The sequence below is a fragment of the Actinomadura sp. 1N219 genome (assembly GCF_044326405.1).
GTDB lineage: Bacteria > Actinomycetota > Actinomycetes > Streptosporangiales > Streptosporangiaceae > Spirillospora.
The window spans coordinates 598,617-624,535 of the sequence record NZ_JBIRAY010000001.1 but is presented as its reverse complement, the minus strand read 5'-3'; the positions used below and the strand labels follow the sequence as shown (position 1 = coordinate 624,535).

The following is a 25,919-nucleotide window of genomic DNA, read 5'->3' as shown; positions in this document are numbered from 1 at the left end:
CGCGGTGAACGGCAAGCGCGGCACGGCACGGATGTCCGGGCGCGGGCGCGGACGTGTGATCGCCCCGGCGGCCCTGTTCGCGGTCGTCGTCGTCCTGTGGGATCTGGCGAACACCCGGGGCTGGGTCAGCGACCTGATCCTGCCCCGCCCCTGGGACGTCCTCGTCGCGACCTACGAGCTGTTCTCCACCGGGATCGTCTGGGAGCACCTCCTCGCCACCTTCTACGAGACCCTGGCCGGGTTCGGCGCGGCGGCGGTGCTCGGGATCGGCACGGCCCTGGCGGCCGGGTCGTCGCGCCTGGTCAGGCAGATGGTGTACCCGTACGCGGTGACGCTGCAGGTCCTGCCGATGCTGTCCATCGCGCCGCTCCTGATCTCGGCGTTCGGCTTCGGCTACACCTCGAAGATCGTGATCGCCGGGATGATCGCGTTCTTCCCGGTGTTCGTGAACGCGCTCACGGGCCTGCTCGCCCCGGACCCCGACGCCGAGGAGCTCTTCCGGTCGCTGCGCGCCGGAAGGAAGCGGACGTTCCTCAGCCTGCTCCTCCCCACCGCCGCGCCGATGATCTTCGCGGGGCTGCGAATCGGGCTCACGCTCGCGCTCGCGGGCGCGGTCGTCGCCGAAATCGTGTCGGCGCAGAAAGGGCTCGGGTTCCTCGTCCAGAGGTACAGCTCGCAACTGAATCAGGACGACGCGTTCGCCGTCGTCCTGGTCCTGACCGCGATGGGGCTGCTGCTCTACGCCGCCATCGGCCTCGCCGACCGCACCATCGTCTTCTGGCGGCATTCCGGCCGGTTGACGTCCAAGACCAGGAGCCGGGAGAGAAGCGTCCGGCGGCGGCTCGGCGAAACGCCGGCACGCCCCGCCGAGTCCGCGACCTCGAACCCTTCGGCTTCGGAGGAGGAAAAGGTCTCATGAGAAGAACGCTGTCGAACCGTCACGCCCGGCCGGTGGCCGGGGCAATGGCGGCCGTCCTGCTGGCCACCGCGCTGTCCGCTTGCGGGAGCGCGGGGAAGACCTCGGGCGGCGCGGACGGCACGCTGACGCTCGCCACTCCCGCGCCCAATTCGCTGTTCACCTTCAACGAGGTCATCGCCGAGAAGCTCGGGTTCTTCAAAGAAGAGGGCATCACGGTGAAGCTCGCCCCGGTGAGCGACAACATCCCGATCGCCGGGCTGGTGGAGAACAGCAAGGCCGACGTCGGCCTCGTCGCCGCCACCGACGCGATATCCGCGGCCCTGAAATCGGACGGTCTGCGCCTGGCATACGACGAGCGCACCGGCGGGAACGGGTTCCTCATCGGCCTCGTCGTCCCCGAGAAAAGCCCCATCAAGAAGGTCGCCGACCTCAAGGGAAAGAACGTCGGGCTCGCCTCCCCCGACCAGGACCGCGCGTATCTCACCGCCGCGTTGAAAAAGGCCGGGATGGGCATCGACGACGTCAAGACGACGATGGTCGGGCCGGGCAGCCCTTCGGTGGCGCAGACGCTGGAGTCGGGGCGCATCGCCGCCTACGCCGGGACGCTCACCGATTTCTTCGCCTTCGACGAGGCCGGACTACCCGTCAGGGACATCACCCCCGAGGGCCTCGAAGGCATTCCCGTCGGTGGTTACATCGTGCGCGCGGAGACGCTGAAGAAGAGCGATGTGCTGGTCAGGTTCTTCCGGGCTCTTGCCAGGGGGACCTACGTGGGCCTAGAACGTCCCAAGGTCGCGGAAGCGGCCACGCGCCAGGTCGCCCCCGAGCAGTGGAGCGACGCCGAGCAGGCCAGGGGACTCCTCGACGCCCTGTCCAAGACCCTCGTCCCCTTCGACAAGCAGAACTTCGGAGAGATCAGACCGGACCGCTGGGGCAACGCCCAGAGCCTCCTTCGCGAAGCCGGCGTGATCGACGGCTCCGTCGACCTCAACGAATTCCTCGTCCCGGACATCCTCCAGAAGGTCAACGCCTTCGATCGCAAGGCGACCCTGTCCACGGCCGACACCTGGCTGACCAGCAACGGGAGCAAGACATGACGAACATCGCCATTCTCGGGTCCGGGCGCGTCGGCGGCGCCCTCGCCGCCAAACTCGCGGAAGCGGGGCATGAGGTCGCCATCGGCAGCCGCAATCCCGCAGACGTCGCGTCCACATGGGCCGGGAAACCGGTGACGGTCACCGGCACGGCCGCCGCCGCCGAAAATGCCGGGATCGTCGTCAATGCGACGCCCGGCGACACCTCCGTGGAAAGGCTCGGCGCCCTGCGCGACGTCCTGTCCGGGAAGGTCCTCGTGGACGTCGCCAACGCCACGGTGCGCGGGACCGACGGGATGCCGGGCGGCCTGGTCTACCCGGGCGGCAGCCTGGCCGAGCACCTCCAGGAGGCGCTGCCGGACACCAAGGTCGTCAAGACGCTCAACACCATGCTGTTCACCGTCATCGTCGACCCGCACAGCCTCAAGGCGCCGCCGACCGCGTTCCTGTCCGGCGACGACGCCGACGCGAAGACGACCGTCGCGGCGCTGCTGGGCGACCTCGGCTGGCCCGCCGACTGGATCGAGGACCTCGGGGACGTCGCCACCGCGCGCGGCCCGGAGGCGCTCATGCTGATCGTCCCGTCGATCCTGCGCAACCACGGGATGGTCCCGTTCGCCCTGACCATCGCGCGCTAGGGCAGGGTGAGCACTCATGGCTGAAGATCTGCACTGGCTGTCCGCCGTCGAGGCGGTCCGGCGGCTGCGCGACGGGGAGCTGAAGCTCGCCGAGTACGTCGAGGCGCTGATCGAGCGGACGGAGCGGCTGGCGCGCCTGAACTCCTACATCTCGCACGAACCCGACCTCATCCGGCAGTCGGTTAAGAACGCTCCAACGGGGCCCCTCCACGGGCTGCCGTTCGCGCTGAAGGACATCATCGACACCGCCGACCTCCCCACGACGGCGTCCACCCCGGCCCTGCGCGGCTCGCGCCCGCGCCGCAACGCCCCCATCGCGCAGTCCCTGCTGGACGCCGGAGGCACGCTCATGGGCAAGCAGGCCCTGGGCGAGCTGTCCTTCGGGATGACGGGCAACAACCCGGTGTTCGGGACCGTCCGCAACCCCTATCGCGAGGACCACATCCCCGGCGGGAGCAGCGGCGGGACCGCCGTGGGCGTGGCCGCCGGGCTGGTCCCCGCCGCGCTCGGCGCCGACACCGGCGGATCGTGCCGCATCCCAGCCGCGCTGTGCGGCTGCGTCGGGTTCCGGCCGACGCACGGACGCTACGACGGGCGCGGCGTCGTGCCGATCTCGTCCACCCGCGACACGACCGGGCCGCTCGCCCGTTCCGTCGCGGACGTCCGGCTCATCGACGCCGTCTGCGCCCCCTCCGGCACCTCCGCCGCCACAACCGACCTGGACGGTCTGCGGCTCGGCGTGCCGCGCGGGTTCTTCTTCGACGATCTCGACCCGGACGTCGCCGCGGCGACCGAGAGCGCGCTGTCCGCGCTCGCCGCACGCGGCGCCGTGCTCGTCGAGCAGGACATTCCCGACCTGGTGCGGCTCAACGAGGCGGCCAGCTTCTCCGTGGTGCTGTACGAGGTGGGCCGCGAACTCTCCGCCTACCTCTACCAGCACGCCTCGCCCCTGACACTGCGCGAACTGGTGAGCCAGGTCGCGATCCCCCAGGTGCGGGCGACGCTCGAATCCATCCTGGACGAAGACCAGATTCCGGGCGCCGACTACCGCGCGGCCCTCGCCGTCCACCGTCCTGCCCTGCGCGCGGCCTTCGCGGCCTACTTCGCCGGAAACGACATCAGCGCCTTCGTCGTCCCCACGACCCCGTTGCCCGCGCGTCCGCACCGGCCCGCCGGGGAGGACGTCACGGTCGACCTGAACGGCGCCGCCGTCGACACCTTCCGCACCTACATCCGCAACACGGACGCGTCGAGCACGGCCGGCCTCCCCTGCCTGTCGATCCCTTCGGGGCTGTCCCGCGACGGCCTCCCGATCGGGCTCGAACTCGTCGGCCCCGACTCGTCCGACGCCCGGCTCCTGGCCATCGGCGAAGCGGTCGAAAGCGCGCTGCCGCCCCTGCCGCACCCTCCCCTGTGACACCCAGGAGCTGACGCACGATGAACGCGAACAAGACGGTGCACTATGAGCGGCGCGACCGGCTCGCGCTGATCCGGCTGGACCGGCCGGGGACGTCCAACGCCATCGATCCCCCCACCCTCCAGGCGCTCGGCGCCGCCTACCACCGGGCCGACAACGACGATGCCGTAGCCGTCGTCCTATATGGGGAAGGCCCTGACTTCTCCGTCGGGCTCGACCCGAAGAGCTTCCTGCCCACCCTCCAGGCCCGCACGTACAGCGCGGACGGTCCCGGCCAGATCAACCCCTTCGGGACGACGACCCGCCTGTCGAAACCGCTGGTCGTCGCCGTCCAGGGAACGGTCGGTGCGATGGCGCACGAACTCATGCTCGCCGCGGACGTCCGCATCGCCGCGGACGGCACCCGCTTCAGCCAGGGCGAGGTCAGCAGGGGCACCACCCCGGCGGGCGGCGGCGCGGTCCGGATGGCGGCGGAGGCGGGCTGGGGCAACGCCATGCGCTGGCTCCTCACCGGCGAGAGCTGGGGCGCTGACGAGGCCGTCCGGCTGGGGCTCGTCCAGGAGGTCGTGCCTCCCGGCGAACAGCTGCCGCGCGCCATCGAGATCGCCGAGAGGATCGCCGCCAACCCGCCGCTCGCCGTCCGCGCGACGCTCGAACTCGGCCGCCGCGCCCGCGAGGCGCACGCCCACCAGGTCTTCGCCGACCTGATCCCGACGCTCTACCGGCTGCTGGACACGGCCGACTTCGCCGAACGCCTGACCGCCCTCAAAGAAGGCCGCGACCCGGTCTACACCGGCCGGTAGGCGCAGGTGTAGGCGGGTCAGCGGAGGTTGCGGAGGGCGGACTGGGCGGCGTTGTAGCCGCACATGCCGTGGGCTCCGGCTCCGGGCGGGGTGGCGGCCGAGCACAGGTAGACGCCGGGGGCGCCCGTCGCGTACGGGTCGAGGGCCAGGCGGGGGCGGAACACCAGCTGGGACGGGGTGTTCGCGCCGGTGAGGATGTCGCCGCCGACGTAGTTGGCGTTGTGGCGGGCCATCTCGGTCGCGGAGCGCGCGGACGTCGCCTGGACGCGGTCGCGGAAGCCCGGGGCGAACCGTTCGATCTGCGCGATGATCGCCTCGGTCGCGTCGCCGGTGTAGCCCGCCGGGACGTGCGCGTAGGCGTAGAGCGGGTGGACGTCCCGGACGGATCTCGTCTCGTCCGCGACGTACTGCTGCCCGACCAGCACGAACGGGCGCTCGGGCATCCGTCCGGCGTTCACCTGTTTCTCGGTGGCGGCCATCTCCTCAAAGTCGCCGCCGAGATGGACGGTTCCGGCCTGCCGGGACGGCTCGTGCGTCCACGGCACTCCCCCGGCCACCGCGAAGTCGACCTTGAACGCGGCCGGGCCGTGGCGGTACCGCCGGTAGGCGCGGCGCACGCGGGGCGGCATCCGGTGCCCGGCGATCTGGAGGGCAGCGCCGGGTGCGGTGTCGAGCATGACGATGTCGGCGTCTAGTTCGTCGATGAAACGCACTGTGCGTCCGGTCTCGATGGTGACGCCGTGTTCGTGGGCGCGGGCGAGGATCGCGTCGCGGATCGCGGCCGATCCCCCTTCGGCGACCGGCCATCCGTAGGCGTGCGCGGCGGTCGTGAGCGCGACCCCGATGGCGGACGACAGCACGCCGCCGAACGGGCTCAGCGCGTGCGCCGCCGCGCCGCCGAAGAGCGCGCGCGCCTCCGGTGTGCGCCAGCGGCGGCCCAGCACGGACGCGGGCAGCGCGGCGCGCAAGCCGAACCGGGCCAGGCCCACCGGATGGCGCGGGACGTGCAGCATGGGCTGCAGGAATTCCTTGCCGATGGCGTCGAAACGCTTGGCGAGGGGGGCGAACACGCTGTGCCAGGCGGCGGCGTCACGTCCGAGGGCGGAGGCTGTCTTTTCGATCGAGCGCCATAGGGTCGCGCCTCGGCCGTCGTCCAGGGGGTGGGTGAACTCGGCGTCCGCCCAGCGGTAGGTCAGCCCCGCATTGGTCAGGTCGAACCGCTGGACGAAAGCGGAGCCGAGCAGGAGGGGGTGGAAGCCCGAGCATTCGTCGTGGATCAGGCCGGGGAGCGTGAGTTCGCTCGACCTCGTCCCGCCGCCCAGGGTGTCCGCGGCCTCGATCACCGTGACGCGCACTCCCGCGGCGGCGAGCGTGAGCGCGGCGGCGAGTCCGTTGGGCCCGCTGCCCACCACGATCGCGCTGGTCACGCAGCAGTCCCCCGCCTCGAAGCCGTCATGGTCGAACTCGTCCCCAGCGTAGAGCCCGGCGGCTGCTGTTATCTTGGCTGATCTTGAGGTTGGGGGCGAAAAGGTGACAGCGCGTAGTTTCCGCATCGCGGGCGAGCGGGACGTGCGGCGGCTCGGGTTCGGGGCGATGCATCTGCCGACCGAGCCCCGGCAGGCCCGGGACGGCGCGATCGCCGTGGCCCGGCGCGCGGTCGAGCTGGGCGTGACGCTGATCGACACCGCGCACCTGTACGGGTGGGGCGCCAACGAGGAACTGCTGGCCGAGGCGCTGCACCCGTACCCGGACGACCTGCTCATCGCCACGAAGGTCGGCGTCGCGCCGCCGGAACCGCCCCGCGAGGCCGACATCTGCGGACGGCCGGAGTTCCTCCGCGACCAGGTCGAACAGGGACTGCGCCGGCTGCGCGTCGAGCGGCTCGAACTGCTCCAGCTGCATCGCGTCGACCCGAAGGTGCCCCTCGCCGACCAGCTGGGCGCGCTCCGCGAGATGCAGCTCCAGGGGAAGATCGGCCATATCGGGCTGTCGGAGGTCAGCGTCGGCCAGCTCGATCGGGCGCGGGAGATCGTCGACGTCGTCAGCGTGCAGAACCGGTACAGCGTGCTCGACCGTGAGCACGAGGCCGTCCTGGACGCGTGCACCGCGGCCGGGATCGCCTTCCTGCCGTGGCGGCCCGTGCATCCGGCGGCGTCCAAGGGGGCGGACGAGATCGCCGCCGTGGCCGCCGAGACCGGTGCGACGGCTGCGCAGGTCGCGCTGGCCTGGCTGCTCGAACGTTCTCCGGTCGTCCTGCCGATTCCGGGCACAGGGTCGATCGCCCATCTGGAGGAGAACGTCGCCGCTGCGGACCTGCGGCTGAGCGACGACCAGTTCCGACGCCTCGACCAACTGGGCCGTTAAGCCGTTAGGCCGTTTTGGGGTGGAGCAGGTCGTGCGCGGCCTGGGCGAAGGCGCGGACGCGGGCAGTGGCGACGTCGGCCCGCCACAGCAGCCCCCAATGCAGGGGCGGGGCATCGTCGAGAAGGACGTAGGCGACGTCGGGCCGTGCGTAGTAGCGCCTGGTCTGCGCGCCGACCGGAAAGACGCCGTGGCCTGCGCCGACGAGAGTGAGCATCTCGTTGAGCGTCGACGCCGAAGGGCCGGGTTCCAGGACTTCCGTCCGCGCCAGGTCTGCTGCGGAAACCGACTCGCGGCGAGCGAAAGGATGCCCGGACGGGACGGCCACCATTCGCGCTTCCGAGACCAGAACCGGGCCCATGACGATGCCGGGTTCGTCAATGGGGAAAGTGTCGAGCGCGACGTCGATTTCACCGGCTCGCAACCACGGGATCGCATCCGCGATCTGGGCTTCGCGGAGCTGAACGTCGCAGTCAGAATGCCGCTTCCTGAACAGCTCCGTCACCCCGGCGAGCAATTGCCCGGCAGCCGCGCCGACGAACGCCGCCCGTAGCGTGCCGGCGAGGCCGCGGCCCGTGCTGACGGCCTGTTCGACCGCCGCGCTGATCTGATCCCAGGCGGGACGGACGTCCTCGTACAGCCGCCGTCCGACGGCCGTCAGCTCCACGCGGCGGCTGGTGCGGTCGAACAGCGGGACGCCGACGCGCCGTTCCAGCTTGGCGATGGTCTGGCTGATCCGGGCCGTGGACACGTGCAGGCGTTCGGCGGTACGGCCGAAATGCAGTTCCTCGGCGAGCGTGAGGAACGCCTCCACCTCATGCCGTTCCAGCACGGCGCCCCCCAGATCGTTAATTCCAGCTTCACGATACTTGCCCGGTCGCGCATTGATCGGCCTCGCTCCCCCGCCCAGGCTGGAACCGGCTGAAACACCTTCTGACCTTTATGGGAGCGAGCATGTACGGCACCGATGAGCACGCTGTGTCCGCTTCAGCGGCCGACAGGGACGCGGTCGTCCGGGAACTGCGGGACCGCGCCGAGATCCTCGACGCGCTGTACCGTTTCGCCCTCGGCCAGGACCTCAAGGACGCGGCCCTGTTCGCCTCGGCTTTCGCCGCCGACGCCGAGCTGGATTTCCGTCCGGCCGCGGCCAGGTGGGGCGGCCGTCCGCCGGTCATGGCCGGACGGGACACGATCGTCACCACGATCCTGGCCTCGTTCACCGGACGGGTCGACACCACGCACCAGGTCACCAATCCCCGCATCGCCATCAACGCCGAAAGCGACAGCGGCGCGGCGCGGCTGACGGCCCTGGTCGAGGCCCAGCATCTCCTCACCGCCGACCACGACACTTTCGCCCTGCTGAAGAACCCCTACGACGTCGAACTCGTCCGCGACGGCGAACGGTGGGTGATCCGCCGGATGCGCATCGACAACACCTGGTACACCGGCGACCCCGCGACCATTTTCGGCGCATGATCGGCCGGCGTCGAGCCACCGGCCGGGACGGGGCGGTCCCGGCCGGAATGGCGGATCTCTATCGACCTCGAGCCCCCGACTGTCAACTGCGCCCCCGCGTCAGTTGGCCCCACGACGGAGAATCGCTATCGCGCACGGTGCCGTGTCGCCGTGCTGTACTCGACGCTACCGAGCAGGGCCTTACCGATCGCTAACCTGGCGGCTAACGCGGAACGGCCGGATCGGTCAGCCGATAATGTCCCCGGACGCGAGGCGCTCCGCGACAGAGGTGTGCCCGGCGGCGTCGTCGATCCGGTCGAACAGCTCGCGCGCCTCCGTCCAGCTCGCGCGGGCGGCGTCGTGGTCGCAGCCGGCGGCCTGCGCGTCGCCGAGGGCGCGCAGGGCGCGGGCCAGGAACGGGATCCAGCCGCGGGTGCGCCAGACCTGCACCGAGCGTTCGAGGGAGGCGACGGCCGCCGGGACGTCGCCCTCGGCGAGGTTCAGCTCGCCGAGGACGCCCAGCGCGTCGGCGAGATGGTGGCGGAAGTTGCCCGTCCGGCTGTAGGTCAGCGCGAGGTCGAGCGTCGCCCTGGCCCTGCCGTCCCCGGTCGCGACGAACAGCTTGGCGAGGTAGAGCAGCGAGAACGTCTCCAGGTAGCGGTCGCCGAGGTTGCGCGCCATCATGATCGACTCGTCCAGCAGCTCCCGGCCGGCCGTGATGTCGCCGGTCAGGGCGCGGGCGGCGCCGAGGAACTGCACGATCGTCGCGGTGAGACGGGGGTTGCCCAGCCCTTCGGCGATCACCCGCGCCTCCACGAGGCATTCGAGCGCGTCGTGCGGGTTGCCCTCGCCGTGCGCGATGGCCATGACGTGCAGCGCCCGCGCCTGCCCGCCGGTGTGGCCCGCCTCGCGCGCGACGCGCAGCGAGCGGTCCGCGAGGGCCAGCGCCTCGGTGGTGTCGCCCTCCGCCACCTTGGCCCAGACCATCGCGACGAGCGCGTCCGCGATCCCGACCGGGTCGTCCAGCTCGGTGAACAGGTCCAGGAGCCGGACGGCGAGTTTGCGCATGCGGGTCATGGCCGTCCCGGACCCGGGCGGCGACGTCCAGGTGGTGACCTCGAGGAGCCCGCGCAGGATCACGGCCTCGCCGCGCTTGTCGCCCGTCTCCCGGCACAGCGTCAGCGTGCGCTCGTGCATGCGGCGCCAGTCGTCGTACAGGCCGCGGATGTCGCAATACTTCTCCAGGGACGCCGCCAGGTCCCAGGCGAAGTCGGTGAAGCGCAGCTCGCAGGCGTGTCCGACCTCGGCTACGAGCGCGGACCGTTCGGAGTTGAACCACTGCATCGGGTCGGCCAGCAGCCGTGTCGTGACGGACGGCGGCGGCGACCAGCGCGGAGCGGGCCCGTGCATGGCGGCGTAGCACGGCCCGGGGACATGCTCCGCCGCCTCTTCCGCCAGCGACAGCCAGCCCCCGAGCGCGCGCCGCATCGCCGCGTCGCGCTCCGGCTCCGGGTCGTCGCGTTCGGCGAGCTCGCGCGCGTACAGCCGGAGCAGGTCGTGCAGCCGGTACCTGAGCTGGCCCGTCTCGTCCACGCCGGTGATGCCGACGAGGTGCGCGTCGATCAGCGTCTCCAGGTGCCGCTGCACCTCGGGGATGGGACGGTCGAGCAGCGCGGCGACCGTCCAGCACGCGAAGTCGGGGGCGTGGAGCAGCCCGGTCAGCCGGAACACGCGCCGGGTCTCGGCGGGCAGCAGCCGGTAGCTCATCTCGAACCCGGCCCGCACCTCCAGGTCGCCGGCGACCAGCTCGTCGAGGCGGCGGCGCTCCTCCCGCAGGAGGCCCGCGAGGTGCGCGAGCGTCCAGTGGCCGCGGCCGAGCAGCCGGGCCGCGGCGATCCGCACCGCCAGCGGGACGTGGCCGCACAGCCGGGCGAGCTCCACGGCGGCGTCCGGCTCGGCCGCGACGCGCTGCTCGCCGATGATGGTCGCGATCAGCTGGACGGCCTGCGCGGACGACAGCACGTCGAGGTTGAGCAGCTTCGCGCCCTCCAGGCCGACGAGGGCGTTGCGGCTGGTGATGAGCACGGCCGCGGCCGGGGTTCCGGGCAGCAGCGGCCGCACCTGGGGCTCCGCCGCGGCGTTGTCGAGGACGACGAGGATCCTGCTCCCGGCGAGCCGGCTCCGGTACAGCGCCACGCGTTCGTCCAGCGACGGCGGGATGCCCGCGCCGGGCATGCCGAGCGTGCGGAGGAACCGGCCGAGCACCTCCGCCGTGTCGGCGGGGTCCGCCGAGTCGCCGCGCAGGTTCGCGTACAGCTGCCCGTCGGGGAAGAAGCTCGCGATCTGGTGCGCGACGTGGACGGCCACCGTCGTCTTGCCCACGCCGCCCATTCCCGCGACGGTCGCGACGGCCATGGTCCGGTTCCGCGCGGACCCGCCGCCTCCGATGAGGGTCTCGGCCAGGTCCACCACCTCGGTGCGCCGGCCGGTGAAGTCGGGGATGTCGGGCGGGAGCTGGGCGGGCGGCGGCAGCGGAGGCTCCGGCGGGGCGTCCCGATCGTCGAGCGTGCGGTTCGCGGACAGGACGCGCATGTGCGCCCGCTGGACCTCCTCGCTCGGCTCGACGCCGAGTTCCTCGACGAGGTGCTCGCTGAGCCGCCGGTACGTCTGCAGCGCCTCCGCCGACCGTCCGCTCGCCATCAGCAGGTCGATGAGGACGGCGTGCAGCGGCTCGTCGAACGGAAGTTCCGAGGTCAGCGCGCTGACGGCCGTGACCGCGCTCTCGGGGGCGCCCGCGTCCAGGGCGGTGGCGGCGAAGCCCATCGCGGCGCCCCGGATCTCCTCCTCCAGGCCGCGGACGAGCGCGTCCGTCCGGTCGATGCGCGACAGGCCGGCGAGCAGCGGCCCCTTGCGTTCGGCGAAGGCGGCCGAGAGCGTCCGGTGGACGTGCTCCGGCTCCGTCAGCGTGCCCGCCTCGCCGGCGAGCGCCAGGAACCGGCCGAGGTCCGAGCGGTCCGCGGCGCAGTCCAGCAGGTAGCCGTCCTGGTAGTCGATCTTGATCGGGTCGGGCCGGCCGGGACCGCCCGTGTCCAGGCCGGCCTCCAGGCCGGTCAGCCATTTGCGCAGGCGGGACACGCCGACGTGGACCGACTCGCGGCTCGTCTCGCCGGCGCGGTCCGTCCACACCAGTTCGGCGAGGCGGCCGGTCGTCAGCGGCTCGCCCCGGGCCAGGAGCAGGACGCCCAGCAGCCCCTGGAGGACCGGAGAGCGGGGCGGCGCGACCGCGGCCCCGTCCACGCTGACCGCCAGCGGACCGAGCACACGGAAATGCACGCCTTCTGTTGCCATGCCTTCGACACCCCCGTCGAACACAACTCAGAAGTAACTCATGACGGCCTTTTCAGGGAACTGATTTGATCGGCTGGATGAGGAGTCCGCCCAATACTGCCATGGCGCCCGCGAGGAGGAACAGCAGCGTGTAGCCGCCGAGGTCGACTCCGCCGGCGGCGACGAGCGGGGCGACCGCGACCGCGCCGCTGCCCGCCATGTTCATCACTCCGAGGTCCTTTCCCCGGTCGCTGTCGCTCCGCAGGATTTGCGTGACGAGCGCCTGATCGACGGCGAGGTAGGCGCCATATCCGCCGCCGAGCGCGGCGGCGGCGACAACGGCGACCGGCCACGTGGAGACCAGCGCCATTCCCGCCAGGCCCCCGGCCATCAGCAATGCGGCGATGATCACGAAGATCTTGCGCCGTCCGACCCGGTCGGACGCGCGCCCGACCAGAAGGCCGACCACGATGATTCCGGCGGTGAACATCAGACTGAGGACGGCCACTCCCTGCGCCGGGTCGTCCAGCCTGATCTCGTCGCGGAGAAAGTACAGCAGGTAAACGGTCGCCAGCGACGTCGCGAACTGGGCCATGAATCGCCCGCCCCAGGCCCAGGCGAAATCCGGGCCCAGCGCCTTCGCGCCGGCGAGCAGCCGCCGCGGCGCCGATGTCCGCGGCTTCGCCGACCGGATCGCCTGGTCGGGCTGTTCAGGCTGGTCAGGGCGGTGTTCCGGGATGGGGACGTCCCGTCCGATGAACGCGTACGGCAGGGCGAGCAGCCCGACCAGGACGGCGACGAGCGGATAACCGGCGTGGAATGAGACGCCGGACACCAGCAGCGTCCCGAACACCAGCCCGAGCGGCTGCGCGAATCCGACGATGGCGAACACCGTCCCGCGCCGGTCGACGGGCACGCGATCCGGGACCACCGCCCACAACGCCGCGGAAATGCCGCCGACGCCGCCGTGGACGATCGTCCAGCAGACGCCGACCGCGATGACCGACGATTGCCAGGGCAGCGCGAGAAGGGCCAGCGCGCAGAACACGGTGCCGGCGATCACCCAGGAACGGCGTTTTCCGTACCGCCATCTGGTCCGATCGGAAAGCGCGCCCACAAGGGGCCCGGCCAGCACCGCCGCCACGGCTCCGGCGGCCGTGACCGCGCCCAGCGCCCAGACCTTTCGATTCGGGTCGATCACCTCGATCTGGCTGGGCAGCAGAACCTGCGCGGACGCGAGAAGCCCGATCCACATTCCGAGGGTGACGGTGAACAGCGCCAGCACCCACGAAAAGGACAACGGCTTGAATGTCGAAGGGGGCTCGGCGGGGGACGCCCTTACAACGAGGGGTTTCTCCATTGCGAGTCCACGGATCCCGTACCCTCGGCAAGTTTGGAAGATCTAGGTGGGCCACAAGGTAGCACAGGGCCTGTGGATCACTTCGGCGGTGCGGTGCCGATCGCGAGCAGTGCGGCGAGGACGGCGGTCGCGGTCAGCACCAGGAACATGTGGGGATATCCGCCCAGCGCGGCGGCCAGCGCGGCGCCGGCGAAGGGGGCCAGGGCGGTGGCGGTCGTGATCGGGGCGGCGAGGATTCCGGACAGCGCGCCGTAGGCGGCGGTGCCCCAGCGGTCGGAGACGGCGGTGGCCTGCAGCAGCGTGGCGATGCCGCGCGTCATCCCCGCCATGAACGCCACCGCGATCAGCAGTCCCACCGGGCCGGGGATGAGGGCCAGGCCGGTGGTGGCGGCGGCCGACAGCGCCAGGATCCAGACGGTGCGGGCGCGGACGCTGGTGCGGCGGGCCAGCGTCCGGTAGCCGAGCCGTCCGGTGACCTGCCCGACGCCGCCCAGGCCGAGCGCCAGGGCGGCGGTGCTGCTGCCCGCGCCGCGCGAGGTCAGCAGCGGGATGAGGTTGATCAGCACCGCGAACATCGTGAAGGCCGACAGGGTGAGCGCGGCGGTCAGCAGGACGAACGGCGCGCTGCGCACCGTGGCGGCGACGTCCTCGCGAGGGTGGACGCGGCCGTCCGCGCGGCGCGGGCCGTCGAGGGCGGGCGGCGGCGGCCAGGGGCGGCGCAGGGCGAGCAGGTGCAGCGGGACGGTGACGACGGCCAGCACCACCGCCAGCACCAGGTACACGCCGCGCCACGAAAGGTGGGCCGTCAATGCGTCGGTGAGCGGCGCGAACACCGTGCTGGCCAGCCCGGCGACCAGCGTGAGGGTCGTGAGGGCGGCGACGTGGCGCGGGGCGTAGTAGCGGGTGAGCGCGGCGAAGGCGGGCTGGTAGAGGACGGCGGTCATCGCGAACCCGGCCAGCAGCCAGGCCGCGCAGAACCAGGCCAGGTTCGGGGCCGCCGCCAGCGCGAGGACGGCCAGGACGGCGAGCACCGACCCGCCGGTCATCAGGGCGCGCGGGCCGCGCCGGTCGAGCAGGCGTCCGGCGGGGATGCCGCCCAGCGCGGCGACGATCAGCGCGGCGGAGAACGCGGCGGTGATGGCGCCGGTGGACCAGCCGGTGTCGCGGCTGATCGCCGGGGCCAGCACGGCGAAGGCGTAGTACAGCACGCCCCAGCTGGTGATCTCGGTGACGCACAGCGCGACCAGCGGAACGCGGGAGACGGAGCCGTCTTCGTCGGCGGCGGCGGTGTCCGCCGCCGCCGACGCGGGAGTTCCACGGGTCATACGGTCTTCGCTGCTCGGGGACGGTCAGGCGTCGCGGCGTCCGGCCTCGCCGGAGAGGCCGTGCACGAGCCCGGTCGCGAAGCCGACCCCGGCGGGAGCGCCGAATCCGATGCTAAGCGGTTCGGACGTCGGGGCACCGCAGCAGGGGCCGTCCTGACCGGCGGACGAACCGGCGGACGATCCGGGCAGGAGGTCGTCGGTGACCAGGTCGGTGGAGCACACGCCGGTCTCGGGCAGGTCGAGCTGGACGGCGTCCGCGGCCTCACGGTCCCCGGCGAGCGCGGCGACGATCGAGCGGACCTGCTCGTAGCCGGTCGCCATAAGGAAGGTGGGCGCGCGGCCGTAGCTCTTCATCCCGGCCAGGTAGAAGCCGCTCTCGGGCTGGGCGAGGTGGCGTTCGCCGTGCGGCGGGACGGTCCCGCAGGAATGGAAGTTGGGGTCGATCAGCGGGGCCAGCTTCGTCGGCGCCTCGGTGGCGGGGTCGAGGTCGAGGCGGACTTCGCGGAGCATGTCCAGGTCGGGCCGGAACCCGGTGGCGGCGACCACGGCGTCGGCCGCGACGACGTGCTCGCCGTCCGGCGTCCGTCCGGCGACCTGGACGGGCTCGTCGGACGGACGCCCGACGGCGGCCGGAACCTCGAAGCCGGTGATGGTGAAGCCGCGCACCAGGGTGATCGCGCCGGCCTCGACGGCCTGCTTGAGCCGGGTGCCGAGCGCGCCGCGGGCCGGGAGGCCGTCGGCGTCGCCGCCGCCGTAGAGCCGGGCGGCGGAGGTGCCGCGCACCGCCCAGGTGATGCGGGTGCCGGGCTCGGCGGCGGCCAGCTCGGCGAGGGCGAGCAGGGTGTTGGCGGCCGAGTGGCCCATGCCGACGACGAGGGTGTGGCGTCCGGCGAAGCGGGCGCGGTCGCGGCCCAGGACGTCGGGCAGCGGGCCGGTCAGGTAGGGCGCGGCGGCGTCCTCGCCGGGGGCGGGCAGGCCGGAGTGGCCCAGCGGGTTGGTGATGCCCCAGGTCCCGGACGCGTCGATGACGGCGCGGGCGGCGATGTCGCGGGTGGTCCCGTCCGGGCCGGTGGCGCGGACGAGCAGGGGGCGCTCGTCGCGGCCGATGGTGCGGGTGACGTCCACGCCCTGGCGGGCGACGGCGACCACGCGGGTGCCGGTGCGGATCCGTCCGGCCAGCGCGGGTACGCGGGCGAGCGGGTCGAGGTAGTCGCGGACGAGTTCGGCGCCGGTGGGCAGGTGGTCGGCGGGCGGCGGCGTCCAGCCGGTGGGCTCCAGCAGGCGGCGGGCGGCCGCGTCGGTGTTGTACCGCCAGGGCGAGAACAGCCGGACGTGCCCCCACTCGGAGATCGCGGCGCCGGCGCCTGGCCCGGCCTCCAGGACGAGGAATTCCTGGCCGCGTTCGGCGAGGTGCGAGGCGGCGGCGAGGCCCACCGGACCCGCGCCGATCACCACGACCGGCAGCGCGTCATTCCCGCCGCCGCTGCCGCCGTCCTGTTCGGTGAGGCAGGCGCAGCCGGCCTCGGCCTTGGCCTGCTCGACGGTGCTCGCGGGGTCGGCCGCCTGCTCGGCGCCGGTGCAGCAGGCGTTGACGCCGCAGCAGCTCGCCCCGGTGGTGTCGGTCACGATGGCTCCTCGGTCCGCTCGACACTGTTTCGACGTTCGTCTAATCAGGTGCCAGTTTGCATCTTGGATAGATGAGTGTCAAATTAGAGGGGTGTCGAAGCAGAGCGAGTGCGCGGACGCCGTCGAGCGGGTGTGCTGCCCGCCGCTGAGCAGCGCGGCGCTGACCGAGGCGGAGGCGGCCGCGCTGGCGGCGGTGTTCAAGGCGCTGGCCGATCCCGTCCGGCTGCGGCTGCTCAACATGATCGCCTCGATGGACGCCGGCGAGGCGTGCGTCTGCGACCTGACCGGCGCGTTCGAGCTGACCGCGCCGACGATCTCGCACCATCTGAAGGTGCTGCGCCAGGCCGGCCTGATCGAGGGCGAGCGGCGCGGGACCTGGGTGTACTACTGGGCCGTCCCGGAGGCGCTGACCCGGCTGTCGGGCCTGTTCGCGCTGCCGTCCCTCACCCCCGCCTGACCCGCGTCCTGCGGACGGCCGCCCGCCGGGCCGGGCTCGTGGTCGGCGATGGGGACGCCGTCCTGAAGCTGGGCGACGTCGACCACGGCCACCTCGTGGACGGTCTGCCATCCCCCGGACGCGCTCTCCCGCTCGAAGATGTAGCGGGAGCCGGCGTGCCTGCACCGGTCCGCCGACAGGTCCCGCCGCGCGCCGTCGACGAGGTAGATGCGATATCCGGCCAATGCCCCCTCCTCGGCGTCGCCGGGCCCCGATCCGTAAGATCACGATCACTGTCCGTGACGACAGAACTCTACCTCACCGCGAAATCGACGCCGGACGATGTCGGAACCGGCCGCCGCCCGATCGTCTAGGGGATGCAGACGCACACTCCCGGACGCGGACGCGCCCGGTGGAAGCGAGAGGAGCGGGTCATGAACCCGACGCTGAACGTCATCGACATCGTGGTGTCCGACATAGAGGCCGCGATCGGCTTCTACGCCCGGCTCGGGCTGGAGTTCAAGGTCGACGCGCAGTACCCCGACCACGCCGGCTGCGACCTGCCGAACGGGCTGCACCTGATGCTCGACACCGAGAAGTTCCGCGGCGGCACGCTGCGTGACGGGTGGAGCCGTCCGTCCGGCGACCCCCGCACCTACCTGGCGTTCGAGTGCGCCGACCCGGCCGCCGTCGACGCCAAGTACGCCGAGCTGACCGGCGCCGGCCACACCGGCGCCCAGGAGCCGTGGGACGCGTTCTGGGGGATGCGGTACGCCGTCGTCCTCGACCCGGACGGCAACGGCGTCGACCTGTACTGCCCGCTGCCCGCCGAGTAGCGTCCACCAGGCCCTTTGAGGGAAGGAGCGGAGGATGAAGTACGTCCTGCTGTTCGTCGAGACCGAGGAGTTCGCGCGCGAGCTGGAGGCGATGGACGAGCCCGCGCGGGAGGCGGCGTTCGAGGCGGTCGGACGCTGGTTCGCCGAGCACTCGGCCGTGATCACGCACCATGCGCATCTGCGTCCCGCCGAGACGGCGACGACGGTGCGGCTGGGCGGCGGCGACGCGCTGGTCACCGACGGGCCGTTCGTGGAGGGCAAGGAGGTCGTGTCCGGCTACGCGGAGATCGAGGTCGCCGACCTGGACGAGGCGCTCGCCGTGGCGAAGGCGTGGCCAGCGTGCCCGATCGTCGAGATCCGCCCCCTCACCTGATGCACCAGCCGCCCGACCCTGCGCACGCCGAGCAGGTGCATGCCGAGCTGGCCCGCGTGGTGCGCGAGCACGCGGGCCGGCTGACGGCGTGCCTGGTGCGGGTGCTGGGCGACTTCGCCGCCGCCGAGGACGTCGTGCAGGACGCCGTCGAGACCGCGCTGCGGCGCTGGCCGGACGACGGCGTCCCCGACCATCCCGACGCGTGGCTGCTGACCGTCGCCCGCCGCCGCGGCCTGGACGTGCTGCGCCGCCAGGAGCTGTACCGCGACAAGCTGGCCCGGATGCGCTGGCCGGCGCCGGCCGAGCCCGACGACCGGCTCAAGCTGATCTTCACCTGCTGCCATCCAGCGCTGCCGCGGGCCGCGCAGATCGCGCTGACGCTGCGGGCGGTGTGCGGGCTGACGACCGCGCAGATCGCGGCGGCGTTCCTCGTCCCGGAGCCGACCGTGGGGCAGCGCATCACCCGCGCCAAGCGGAAGATCAGCGAGGCGGGCATCCCGTACCGGATTCCGGCCGGCGCCGACCTGCCCGACCGCGTGAACCAGGTCCTGGCCGTCATCTACCTGCTGTTCAACGAGGGCTACCTGTCGACGGCCGGGGACCGTCCGCACGCCCGGGACCTCGCCGACGACGCCGAATGGCTCACCGCCCAGCTCGCGTGGCTCCTGCCGAAGCAGCCCGAGGTCCTCGGCCTGCTGGCGCTGATCCGCCTGCACCAGGCCCGCACCGGCACCCGCTTCACCGCGGCTGGACGGCTCGTCCCGCTCCGCGACCAGGACCGCCGCCGCTGGGACCACGACGCCATCACCGAGGCGACCCACCTCATCGAACGCGCCGCGGCGCTGCGCCGTCCGGGCCCCTACCAGCTGCAGGCCGCCATCGTCGCCTGCCATGCCGAGGCCCCCACCTGGGCGGACACCGACTGGCCGCAGATCGTCGTCCTCTACGACATGCTGCTGGCGTTGTCGCCGTCACCCGTCCACCGGCTTCAGCGCGCCATCGCCCTGCACCACCATCCCGGCCCGCGCGGCGGCCCTCAGAACGCGCTCGCCGACCTGGACGCCCTCACTCCCGCCGACCGCAAAACCCTGGAGCACTACCCGCTCTACCACGCCACCCGAGCCGAATTCCTCCGCGCTCTGGACCAGCCGGACGCCGCCCAAGCCGCCGACCGGCAGGCCCTGGCGCTCACCACCAATCCGGCCCAGCAGGCCCTTCTGGAAGAACGTCTTACCAACCCCTGAATCGCGCCTTTGTCGACGCCCTCACGCGATTCCGCGGCCCGGACGGGTTCGCCCGGTCATCTGCCGATGGCGCCGGCGGGGGGCGCGCAGAGCGCGTAGATCAGCAGGACGCACAGCGCGATGGTGAGCACCGACCAGAGCGGGAACGCCTGGAGAAAGGCGAGATGCCCGATCGCGGCGAGGACGGCGAGCACGACACCGGCCGCTCGGGCCCACATCTTGCCTGCCATGATGCCCGCGCCGATGCCGATCTGGATGATGCCCATCACCAGCCAGATCCATCCCCAGGTGGTGTAGTCGAACACGAGGATCTGGTTCTGGCCGACCAGGTAGTAGTCGTCCTTGAACAGGGCGACCAGACCGTCGATGACGTTGAACGCGCCCACCACCAGGGCGAGAGTGCCGGCGAACGTCAGCCACCCGGACGTCCGGTGGCGCTCCCCCGCCTGAACCGATGCAGAACCATGCGTCATCCTGGCCGTCATCGAACCTCCCTAAATCGAGCGCAGCTTCATTCACCAATTCCCTTCGGAAGAAGAACCCCAAACCGAGATCAATACTCGTTTAACCAATTCTTTTGGGTTATTTGGCGGCGCCGCGATCGGCGTGCTCGGCCAGGCGGGTCAGGAGGGTGACGAGGGTGGCGCGGTCGTCCTGGCGGAGCCAGCCGAAGAGGCGGTCGCCGACGTCGGCGGCGACGCGGCGGGCGCCCGCCAGCGTCCGCTCGCCCGCGGGGGTCAGGGTGATCGAGTAGGCGCGCCGGTCCTGCGGGGCCCGCTCGCGGCGGACGAGGCCGCCGTCCTCCAGCTCGTCGATGATGCGCACCATCGTGGACTTGTCGATGCCCGACAGGTCGATGAGGCGCCGCTGGCTGGACGGCCCGTACAGCTCCAGCGCGAGCAGCATGGAGAGCCCGCGGACGTCGACGTCGAGCGGGCGCAGCTCGTCGTTCATGACGTCCCGGCTCTGGTTGTGCGCGGTGGCCAGCAGCATGCCGAGCCCGACGTGCCGGAGGGCGGCGTCGCCGTCCTCGGCCAGGATCCGTGCGACCAGGTCATCGGGCATGGGGCCATCGTAGGCCCATCTGATATAGTCTCATCTGAGACTTTCTCGCGAGGTCTGAAGTGGGCGGCGCCACAACGACCGACAGGAGACGCGCATGCCCGAGATGACCCGCCGACGTGCACTTCAGGTGTCCGGCCTCACCGCCGCCCTGGCCGCCGTACCGGCGAGCGCGACCGCCGGGACCGACGCGACCGCCGCGGCCGGCCCGCGGACCGCGCGCGGCAGGATCGACGTCCACCACCACGCCGTCCCGCCCAAGATGCGGAAATGGCTGGTCGACCTGGGCATGATCCCGCCGACGGGCGGCCCGAGCTGGGCCCAGTGGACGCTCAAGGAGACCCTCCAGACCATGGACGCCAACGGCATCGCCGTGGGCGTCGCCTCCGCGCCCGCCCCCGCCGAGGTGTTCCAGGACCGCGAGGTCGCCGTCTCGGGCGTGCGGGTGTGCAACGAGTCGCTCGCCGAGCTGGTGCGCGACAACCCCGCCCGGTTCGGCTTCTTCGCCAACGTGGCGATGCTCCACCCGGACCTCGCCCTCCGGCAGGCCGCCCACGCGCTGGACGAGCTCGGCGCGGACGGCGTCCTCCTCAACACCTCGGCCGACGGGCACTACCTCGGCCACCGGATGTTCGAGCCGCTGTTCGCCGAGCTGAACCGGCGCCGGGCGGTCGTGTTCACCCATCCGGTCGCGCCGAAGGGGATCGTCGAGGTGCCGGGCGTCGGCGACTGGCTCGGCGACTTCCTGCTCGACACCACCCGCACCGCGCTCAGCCTCATCGCCGCCGGGACCCTGGAGCGCTACCCGCACGTGTCGATCATCCTGTCCCACGGCGGCGGGTTCCTGCCCTACATGGCCGGACGCGCCGAGCGCTGGGGCCGGGAGGACGGAGGCCCCGACCCGGCCAAGATCCGTCCCGCGCTGCGCCGCTTCCACTACGACACGGCGCTGCCGACGTCGCCGTACGCCACGCCGTCCCTGCTCGGCGCGGCCGGGGCCGACCGCGTGCTCTTCGGCACCGACTGGCCCGCCAACTCGGCGCGGGAGGTCGCCGTCAACACCGCCGAATTCGACCGCGACCCCGGCCTGAACGGGCGCGCGCATCGCGCGATCAGCCGGGGGAACGCCCTGCGCCTGTTCCCGCGCCTCGCCGCACGCGTCGGCGGCTGAACCGGCGCCGGGCGGCAATCCCAGGTCGTGGCCATTTCAGGACGTACTGAAATTTCAGTTACGGCTTGAAATCTGGTCGTTGACACCTCACCGAAGTACGTTGCTGCCACGCATCGCCTTAGTCACCAGGGTCATACCAGCCGTTCACGTGACCGAGGCTCTGCCCCCCGCCAACCCCCGAGATGCCGCCTTCGCCTACAGGCGAAACGGCGGTGAAAGGTGGACCAGAGTGAACCGTGGATCGCACCTCAAACGCGTGGTACCCCCACTTTTGAGTGCCGCGGCGCTGATCACGCTCCCCGCGCTCGGAGCCGTCCCCGCGACGGCCCAGGCCACCCCCGCGAACACGAACATCGTCAAGCTCGCCCACATCCCGCAGACGGCGCTGGCCAACAAGGTGACCGGCCGGCTCGGCTCCCAGCACGCGGGCTCCTACGTCGACGGCGCGGGCAACCTCGTCATCAACGTCACCAACGCCGCCGCCGCCGAGCAGGTCAAGGCCGCGGGCGCCAAGCCCCGCATCGTCAAGCACGGCATCAAGCCGCTGACGGCCGCCAAGACCAACCTCGACCGGTACGCCGGCACCGCCGCCGCCACTGGCCTGACCTGGGGCCTCGACGTCATGACGAACTCCGTCGTCGTCACCGTCCCGAAGGCCGACAACGACGCCGCCACCACGGCGTTCGTGAAGCGCGCCAAGGCGATGAGCGAAGCCGTCCGGATCCAGCGCGTGGACGGGTCGCCGCAGCTGGCGCTCGGCCCCGGCGACGCGATCCACACCAGCGGCTCGCGCTGCTCGGTGTCGGCGATCGGCACCGCCAGCGGCACCGAGTACGTCATGACCGCCGGGCACTGCACCGCCATCGGCGCGACCTGGACCACCGCCGGTGGCCAGACGGTCGGCACCCGGCAGCTCAACAGCTTCCCGGGCAACGACTACGGGTCGCTCCGCAGCTCCGGCCAGGTGCAGCTGACGAACGCCAACCTCACCGAGGTCGGCCGTCCGGCGGTCGGCAGCCAGATCCAGAAGAAGGGCTCCACGACGGGCACGACGTCCGGGACCATCCGCGGCTACGACCGCACCGTCAACTACCAGCAGGGTGCGGTCACGCAGCTCGTCGCGACCAGCGCCTGCGCCCAGCCCGGTGACAGCGGCGGCTCGCTCCAGGGCGGCGCCGTCGCCATCGCCATCACCTCGGGCATCAGCAGCTCGAGCTGCAGCAGCTCCGGCTTCGAGTCGTTCTTCCAGCCACTCGACGAGGCACTGCAGGCTCAGGGCGCGACCCTGAAGCAGGGCTGATCGTTCCGTTCACATGGGGCTCCCGGTTCGCCGGGGGCCCCACGTGCGTCTCCGCTCACTCGCCGGAGCCGAAGATAGGACGATTCGCCGAGCCCACCTCTTCGTCCGAAACCCCTGTGTTCTGGCAGGCGGTCAGGCGCCAGTGCCCGTCCTCCTTCGTCATGACCCACAGCGGAGAACCGATGTCCGGCCCGTCGGGGGTCTGGTAGATCTGCCGCACCTTGACGGCGGCGACGTCCGGACGGATGAACAGCACGTGCTCCAGCTCGAACGTCACCGTCATGCCCCGCATCCCGCCGGGGAGCACCTGGCGCGTGAACGCCGAGATCTCGTCGAGGCCGTAGAGGCGCTTTCCGGCGCCCGTCGTCCAGATCGCGTCGGGACGGAACAGGCCGAGGAACTCGTCGGGGAGCTCGTTGTTCTGCGCGTGTTCGACCACGGCGACGACCTGCTTGATCGCGTCGATCTCGGTCTCGCGTGCTCGGGCGTCGATCTCCGTTGTGCTCATGGTCGCCAGTCTCGGACGTCAAGTCGACTTGAGGTCAAGAGGCGTCAGGCGCGTCGGGCGTAGAGCCAGTCGATGTGCCGGTAGTCGCGGGGGTCGCGCTGCCGGAACAGCTCGTTGCGGAGGAGCCTGGCGACGCCGTCCACGTGCCAGATGTCGCCCCAGAGCCGGGCGTTGGCCTGGACGCGGGCCGTCCGCCCGGTGCGTTCGGCCGCGTACCGTTTGACCGCGCCGCCCCAGTCGGGCGAGGCCCCGCCTCCCAGCTCGGCGGCGAGGCAGGCGGCGTCCTCGATCGCCTGGCAGGCGCCCTGCGCCAGGTACTGCAGCATGGGGTGCGCGGCGTCGCCGGTCAGGACGAGCCGTCCGTCTGCCCAGTTCGGGATCGGCAGCCGGTCGTACATCGCCCAGCGGCGGTCGCGCCAGAGGGAGCCGAGGCCGTCGCGCACCTCCCGGCACGCCCCGGAGAAGACCGCGTCGAGTTCGTCCGGGCCGCCCCAGTCCTCCTCTCCGCGCTGGTAGGCGGGGGATTCGAAGACGGCGACGGTGTTGAAGATCTCGCCTCGGCGGAGCGGGTACTGCACCAGGTGGCAGCCGGGGCCGATGTAGCAGACGACGTCCTGGAGGGCGTCCCGGTCGAGGCGGGTGTCGAGGTCGGCCACGGGGAACGCGCCTCGATAGGCGACGTAGCCGGAGCAGATCGGCTCGTCGTCGCTGAACCTGGCGCGGAGGGTGGAGCGGAGGCCGTCCGCGGCGACCGCGAGCTGGCCGAGGTGATCGCCTAGGGCGCTGTGGACGGTCACGCCGTCCGGCTCAGTGGTGACGTCCTGGACGTCGCAGTCCGCCACCAGCGTCACGCCGGCCCGCTCGCACGCGCGGGTCAGGATCGCGAGCAGGTCGCTGCGGTGGATGACGACGTACGGCGCGCCGTAGCGGCGGACGAACCCGTCGTCGAGGTCCAGGTGGGTCAGGTCGCCGCCGTCCAGGACGTCCCTGAACCGCAGGCGGCGCGGGGCCACCCCGGCGTCGAGGACCTCGTCGAGCAGGCCCCAGTCCGCCAGGACGCGGGTGGCGTTCGGCGCCATCTGGAGACCGGCGCCGACCTCGGCGAACTCCGGCTCCCGTTCGAGGACGCGGACCGAGCGGCCGGAGCGCGCCAGCGCGTACGCCGTGGCCAGCCCCCCGATGCCGCCTCCCGCCACCACGACATCGACGGGATCGAATGCTGAGTTCATGCGGGCTTCCCTTCAGAGCCAGGGGCCGAGCGCGGGCGGGCGGTCGGCGCGTCCGGTCAGCCACGCGGCCAGGGCGGAGGCGTCGCCCCTGGTCGCGTGCCTGGCGGCGGCGTCGGCGGCCAGGGCGGTGGTGAAGTCGCGGGGCAGGTCGGCGAAGGTCACGCCGCGGTCCAGGTCGACGGCGTGGACGCACACCTCGCGGGCGCGCATGAACGGGATCTCCCGGGCGGGGACGGTCCGTCCCTGCGCGGTGATCACGAGGGCGTCCCAGGCGTCCCGCGGGAGGGCGTCCATGTCGGCGGCGAGGGCAATCGCGGAGCCGTGGACGAGGGTCCGCAGCTCGCTCGCGGGCAGCGCCGACAGCTCCTCGATCTCCCTGGCGCGCTGGCCGGCGTCGGCGTACATCCGGTTCTCGTCGCCGGTCGCGGCCCAGGTCAGCAGCCTGCGGAGTGCCTCGGCGTTGCCGTGGACGTGGGCGATGACGTGACGTCGCGTCCAGCCGTCCAGGGCGGTCGGCGCAGAGAACTCGGCGTCGGTGAGGCGGTCGACGGCGCCCAGGAACAGCGCGGTGCCGTCGTCCATCCAGGTTCGGGGGCCGCTCATGGCATCCTCGCCGTGTTCTCCAGGCGTCCGATGCCCTCGATCTCCGTGACCACGGTCATTCCGTCCGACAGGTAGCGGGGCGGCTTGCGGGCGTGGCCGACGCCGCCGGGCGTGCCGGTCGCGATGACGTCGCCCGGCCGCAGCGTGAGGATCGTGGACGCGTACCGCACCAGCGCCACCGGATCGAACACCAGGTCGGACGTGTCGGCCTTCTGCACGACGGCGCCGTCCACGCGGCAGGTCATCGTCAGCGCGGGACGGGCGCCGCCGGGCAGCTCGTCCGGCGTGACGAGGACGGGCCCGAGCGGCGTCGTCCCCTCGAACGTCTTGCCCTGGAGCCATTCCTTGGTGCGGAACTGCCAGTCGCGCATGGTGACGTCGTTCATGACGGTGAACCCGGCGATCGCGGCCTCGGCCTCCGCCTCGGACGCGCGCCGCACCGTCCGGCCGACGACCAGCGCCAGCTCCGCCTCCCAGTCGACGGCGGACGACTCGGGCGCGAGCTGGATGCCGTCCCGCGGGCCGATGAGCGCCTCGGCGAACTTGGCGAACAGCGTCGGATGCTCGGGCAGGTCCCGTCCCATCTCCAGGATGTGGCTGCGGTAGTTGAGCCCGACGCAGAGGATCTTGCCCGGACGGGGCACGACGGGCGCGAGGTCGGCGTCGTCCACAGGACGGGCCTCCCCGTGCGCGGACGCCGCCACACCGGCCCAGCCGTCGCGTCCGAGGAGCCTGCCGACGTCGGGGTCGTCGAGGAGGACGGCGCCGTCAGGGCTGAGGCGGGCGGCGCGGGTTCCGCCGTCCGTGCGGATGGTGGCGAGCTTCACTGATC

The 25,919-nt window shown here is 72.1% G+C and carries 26 protein-coding genes; 13 read left to right on the top strand and 13 right to left on the bottom strand.

Annotated elements, in window-relative coordinates; translation table 11 throughout:
* Positions 1-4 precede the first annotated feature (4 nt).
* From ACH35V_RS02825 to ACH35V_RS02805, 5 genes are read left to right on the top strand one after another with little or no spacing between them, the layout of a single operon-like run.
* On the top strand, positions 5-919 hold the full coding sequence (locus tag ACH35V_RS02825; RefSeq protein ID WP_395969918.1) for an ABC transporter permease: 915 nt from the start codon (positions 5-7) through the stop codon (positions 917-919).
* Positions 916-2,016: an ABC transporter substrate-binding protein gene (locus ACH35V_RS02820; RefSeq protein WP_395969917.1), complete on the top strand. Its 1,101-nt coding sequence runs from the start codon at positions 916-918 to the stop codon at positions 2,014-2,016. Before ACH35V_RS02825 ends, ACH35V_RS02820 begins: the two co-directional genes overlap by 4 nt.
* Positions 2,013-2,651: an NADPH-dependent F420 reductase gene (locus tag ACH35V_RS02815; protein WP_395969916.1), complete on the top strand. Its 639-nt coding sequence runs from the start codon at positions 2,013-2,015 to the stop codon at positions 2,649-2,651. Before ACH35V_RS02820 ends, ACH35V_RS02815 begins: the two co-directional genes overlap by 4 nt.
* A gap of 16 nt (positions 2,652-2,667) precedes the next feature.
* Positions 2,668-4,068, top strand: coding sequence for an indoleacetamide hydrolase (gene iaaH / locus ACH35V_RS02810; RefSeq protein ID WP_395969915.1), 1,401 nt, complete (start codon positions 2,668-2,670; stop codon positions 4,066-4,068).
* A 20-nt stretch (positions 4,069-4,088) separates the two neighbouring features.
* The gene (locus tag ACH35V_RS02805; RefSeq protein WP_395969914.1) at positions 4,089-4,871 is read left to right on the top strand and encodes a crotonase/enoyl-CoA hydratase family protein; all 783 of its coding nucleotides are present in this window, start codon (positions 4,089-4,091) and stop codon (positions 4,869-4,871) included.
* A gap of 17 nt (positions 4,872-4,888) precedes the next feature.
* On the opposite strand, the gene ACH35V_RS02800 is transcribed toward ACH35V_RS02805, so the two are convergent.
* Complete coding sequence (locus tag ACH35V_RS02800; protein WP_395969913.1) at positions 4,889-6,298, bottom strand: phytoene desaturase family protein; 1,410 nt, start codon at positions 6,296-6,298, stop codon at positions 4,889-4,891.
* A 103-nt stretch (positions 6,299-6,401) separates the two neighbouring features.
* On the opposite strand from ACH35V_RS02800, the gene ACH35V_RS02795 reads away from it, so the two are divergent.
* On the top strand, positions 6,402-7,235 hold the full coding sequence (locus ACH35V_RS02795; RefSeq protein ID WP_395969912.1) for an aldo/keto reductase: 834 nt from the start codon (positions 6,402-6,404) through the stop codon (positions 7,233-7,235).
* 4 nt (positions 7,236-7,239) lie between these two features.
* Here the strand turns inward: ACH35V_RS02795 and ACH35V_RS02790 are convergent, their stop codons facing one another.
* A complete protein-coding gene (locus tag ACH35V_RS02790; RefSeq protein WP_395969911.1) occupies positions 7,240-8,064 on the bottom strand; it encodes a LysR family transcriptional regulator in 825 nt (274 codons plus the stop codon).
* A 122-nt stretch (positions 8,065-8,186) separates the two neighbouring features.
* Here ACH35V_RS02790 and ACH35V_RS02785 point away from each other — a divergent pair, with 122 nt between their 5' ends.
* Complete coding sequence (locus tag ACH35V_RS02785) at positions 8,187-8,708, top strand: nuclear transport factor 2 family protein (RefSeq protein WP_395969910.1); 522 nt, start codon at positions 8,187-8,189, stop codon at positions 8,706-8,708.
* 225 nt (positions 8,709-8,933) lie between these two features.
* Here the strand turns inward: ACH35V_RS02785 and ACH35V_RS02780 are convergent, their stop codons facing one another.
* The 4 genes from ACH35V_RS02780 to ACH35V_RS02765 form a co-directional block, all read right to left on the bottom strand.
* Positions 8,934-12,035: an AfsR/SARP family transcriptional regulator gene (locus tag ACH35V_RS02780; protein WP_395969909.1), complete on the bottom strand. Its 3,102-nt coding sequence runs from the start codon at positions 12,033-12,035 to the stop codon at positions 8,934-8,936.
* A 52-nt stretch (positions 12,036-12,087) separates the two neighbouring features.
* Positions 12,088-13,374, bottom strand: a complete 1,287-nt coding sequence (locus ACH35V_RS02775; RefSeq protein WP_395969908.1) for an MFS transporter — start codon at positions 13,372-13,374, stop codon at positions 12,088-12,090.
* Positions 13,375-13,451: 77 nt separating this feature from the next.
* Positions 13,452-14,699, bottom strand: coding sequence for an MFS transporter (locus ACH35V_RS02770; protein WP_395969907.1), 1,248 nt, complete (start codon positions 14,697-14,699; stop codon positions 13,452-13,454).
* Between the two features lie 24 nt (positions 14,700-14,723).
* Positions 14,724-16,325: an FAD-dependent oxidoreductase gene (locus tag ACH35V_RS02765; protein ID WP_395969906.1), complete on the bottom strand. Its 1,602-nt coding sequence runs from the start codon at positions 16,323-16,325 to the stop codon at positions 14,724-14,726.
* Positions 16,326-16,416: 91 nt separating this feature from the next.
* On the opposite strand from ACH35V_RS02765, the gene ACH35V_RS02760 reads away from it, so the two are divergent.
* Positions 16,417-16,782: an ArsR/SmtB family transcription factor gene (locus ACH35V_RS02760; protein ID WP_395969905.1), complete on the top strand. Its 366-nt coding sequence runs from the start codon at positions 16,417-16,419 to the stop codon at positions 16,780-16,782.
* Here ACH35V_RS02760 and ACH35V_RS02755 read toward each other — a convergent pair.
* The gene (locus ACH35V_RS02755; RefSeq protein WP_395969904.1) at positions 16,710-17,006 is read right to left on the bottom strand and encodes a hypothetical protein; all 297 of its coding nucleotides are present in this window, start codon (positions 17,004-17,006) and stop codon (positions 16,710-16,712) included. The genes ACH35V_RS02760 and ACH35V_RS02755 overlap by 73 nt on opposite strands.
* Positions 17,007-17,195: 189 nt before the next feature.
* Here ACH35V_RS02755 and ACH35V_RS02750 point away from each other — a divergent pair, with 189 nt between their 5' ends.
* Genes ACH35V_RS02750 through ACH35V_RS02740 form a run of 3 tightly spaced genes read left to right on the top strand, consistent with a single transcriptional unit; the run spans position 17,196 to position 19,214 of the window.
* Positions 17,196-17,597, top strand: a complete 402-nt coding sequence (locus tag ACH35V_RS02750; RefSeq protein WP_395969903.1) for a VOC family protein — start codon at positions 17,196-17,198, stop codon at positions 17,595-17,597.
* Between the two features lie 34 nt (positions 17,598-17,631).
* Positions 17,632-17,970, top strand: coding sequence for a YciI family protein (locus tag ACH35V_RS02745; protein ID WP_395969902.1), 339 nt, complete (start codon positions 17,632-17,634; stop codon positions 17,968-17,970).
* Positions 17,970-19,214: an RNA polymerase sigma factor gene (locus tag ACH35V_RS02740; protein ID WP_395969901.1), complete on the top strand. Its 1,245-nt coding sequence runs from the start codon at positions 17,970-17,972 to the stop codon at positions 19,212-19,214. Before ACH35V_RS02745 ends, ACH35V_RS02740 begins: the two co-directional genes overlap by 1 nt.
* A gap of 56 nt (positions 19,215-19,270) precedes the next feature.
* Here the strand turns inward: ACH35V_RS02740 and ACH35V_RS02735 are convergent, their stop codons facing one another.
* Positions 19,271-19,699 (bottom strand): hypothetical protein, encoded by a 429-nt coding sequence (locus ACH35V_RS02735; RefSeq protein ID WP_395969900.1) that lies wholly within the window; start codon positions 19,697-19,699, stop codon positions 19,271-19,273.
* Between the two features lie 97 nt (positions 19,700-19,796).
* Positions 19,797-20,279, bottom strand: coding sequence for a MarR family winged helix-turn-helix transcriptional regulator (locus ACH35V_RS02730; protein ID WP_395969899.1), 483 nt, complete (start codon positions 20,277-20,279; stop codon positions 19,797-19,799).
* 94 nt (positions 20,280-20,373) lie between these two features.
* Between ACH35V_RS02730 and ACH35V_RS02725 the strand changes: the two genes are divergently transcribed.
* Together ACH35V_RS02725 and ACH35V_RS02720 are read left to right on the top strand one after the other, a co-directional pair.
* Positions 20,374-21,447: an amidohydrolase family protein gene (locus ACH35V_RS02725; protein ID WP_395969898.1), complete on the top strand. Its 1,074-nt coding sequence runs from the start codon at positions 20,374-20,376 to the stop codon at positions 21,445-21,447.
* A 229-nt stretch (positions 21,448-21,676) separates the two neighbouring features.
* The gene (locus ACH35V_RS02720) at positions 21,677-22,747 is read left to right on the top strand and encodes a S1 family peptidase (RefSeq protein WP_395969897.1); all 1,071 of its coding nucleotides are present in this window, start codon (positions 21,677-21,679) and stop codon (positions 22,745-22,747) included.
* Positions 22,748-22,802: 55 nt separating this feature from the next.
* On the opposite strand, the gene ACH35V_RS02715 is transcribed toward ACH35V_RS02720, so the two are convergent.
* The 4 genes from ACH35V_RS02715 to ACH35V_RS02700 are packed head-to-tail and all read right to left on the bottom strand — an operon-like array spanning position 22,803 to position 25,914.
* Entirely contained in the window at positions 22,803-23,255 is a 453-nt protein-coding gene (locus ACH35V_RS02715; RefSeq protein WP_395969896.1) for an SgcJ/EcaC family oxidoreductase, read from the bottom strand.
* A 44-nt stretch (positions 23,256-23,299) separates the two neighbouring features.
* The gene (locus ACH35V_RS02710) at positions 23,300-24,484 is read right to left on the bottom strand and encodes an FAD-dependent oxidoreductase (protein ID WP_395969895.1); all 1,185 of its coding nucleotides are present in this window, start codon (positions 24,482-24,484) and stop codon (positions 23,300-23,302) included.
* A gap of 12 nt (positions 24,485-24,496) precedes the next feature.
* Complete coding sequence (locus tag ACH35V_RS02705; protein ID WP_395969894.1) at positions 24,497-25,087, bottom strand: maleylpyruvate isomerase family mycothiol-dependent enzyme; 591 nt, start codon at positions 25,085-25,087, stop codon at positions 24,497-24,499.
* Positions 25,084-25,914: a fumarylacetoacetate hydrolase family protein gene (locus tag ACH35V_RS02700; protein ID WP_395969893.1), complete on the bottom strand. Its 831-nt coding sequence runs from the start codon at positions 25,912-25,914 to the stop codon at positions 25,084-25,086. The genes ACH35V_RS02705 and ACH35V_RS02700 overlap by 4 nt, the downstream gene beginning before the upstream one ends.
* Between the last annotated feature and the right edge of the window lie 5 nt (positions 25,915-25,919).

Coding starts and splice junctions, on each gene's coding strand:
- iaaH (WP_395969915.1), top strand. CDS start 2,668: ATGGCTGAAGATCTGCACTGGCTGTCCGCCGTCGAGGCGGTCCGGCGG.
- ACH35V_RS02725 (WP_395969898.1), top strand. CDS start 20,374: ATGCCCGAGATGACCCGCCGACGTGCACTTCAGGTGTCCGGCCTCACC.
- ACH35V_RS02780 (WP_395969909.1), bottom strand. CDS start 12,035: ATGGCAACAGAAGGCGTGCATTTCCGTGTGCTCGGTCCGCTGGCGGTC.
- ACH35V_RS02705 (WP_395969894.1), bottom strand. CDS start 25,087: ATGAGCGGCCCCCGAACCTGGATGGACGACGGCACCGCGCTGTTCCTG.
- ACH35V_RS02715 (WP_395969896.1), bottom strand. CDS start 23,255: ATGAGCACAACGGAGATCGACGCCCGAGCACGCGAGACCGAGATCGAC.
- ACH35V_RS02740 (WP_395969901.1), top strand. CDS start 17,970: ATGCACCAGCCGCCCGACCCTGCGCACGCCGAGCAGGTGCATGCCGAG.
- ACH35V_RS02750 (WP_395969903.1), top strand. CDS start 17,196: ATGAACCCGACGCTGAACGTCATCGACATCGTGGTGTCCGACATAGAG.
- ACH35V_RS02820 (WP_395969917.1), top strand. CDS start 916: ATGAGAAGAACGCTGTCGAACCGTCACGCCCGGCCGGTGGCCGGGGCA.
- ACH35V_RS02710 (WP_395969895.1), bottom strand. CDS start 24,484: ATGAACTCAGCATTCGATCCCGTCGATGTCGTGGTGGCGGGAGGCGGC.
- ACH35V_RS02785 (WP_395969910.1), top strand. CDS start 8,187: ATGTACGGCACCGATGAGCACGCTGTGTCCGCTTCAGCGGCCGACAGG.
- ACH35V_RS02770 (WP_395969907.1), bottom strand. CDS start 14,699: ATGACCCGTGGAACTCCCGCGTCGGCGGCGGCGGACACCGCCGCCGCC.
- ACH35V_RS02805 (WP_395969914.1), top strand. CDS start 4,089: ATGAACGCGAACAAGACGGTGCACTATGAGCGGCGCGACCGGCTCGCG.
- ACH35V_RS02730 (WP_395969899.1), bottom strand. CDS start 20,279: ATGCCCGATGACCTGGTCGCACGGATCCTGGCCGAGGACGGCGACGCC.
- ACH35V_RS02775 (WP_395969908.1), bottom strand. CDS start 13,374: ATGGAGAAACCCCTCGTTGTAAGGGCGTCCCCCGCCGAGCCCCCTTCG.
- ACH35V_RS02815 (WP_395969916.1), top strand. CDS start 2,013: ATGACGAACATCGCCATTCTCGGGTCCGGGCGCGTCGGCGGCGCCCTC.
- ACH35V_RS02735 (WP_395969900.1), bottom strand. CDS start 19,699: ATGACGGCCAGGATGACGCATGGTTCTGCATCGGTTCAGGCGGGGGAG.
- ACH35V_RS02745 (WP_395969902.1), top strand. CDS start 17,632: ATGAAGTACGTCCTGCTGTTCGTCGAGACCGAGGAGTTCGCGCGCGAG.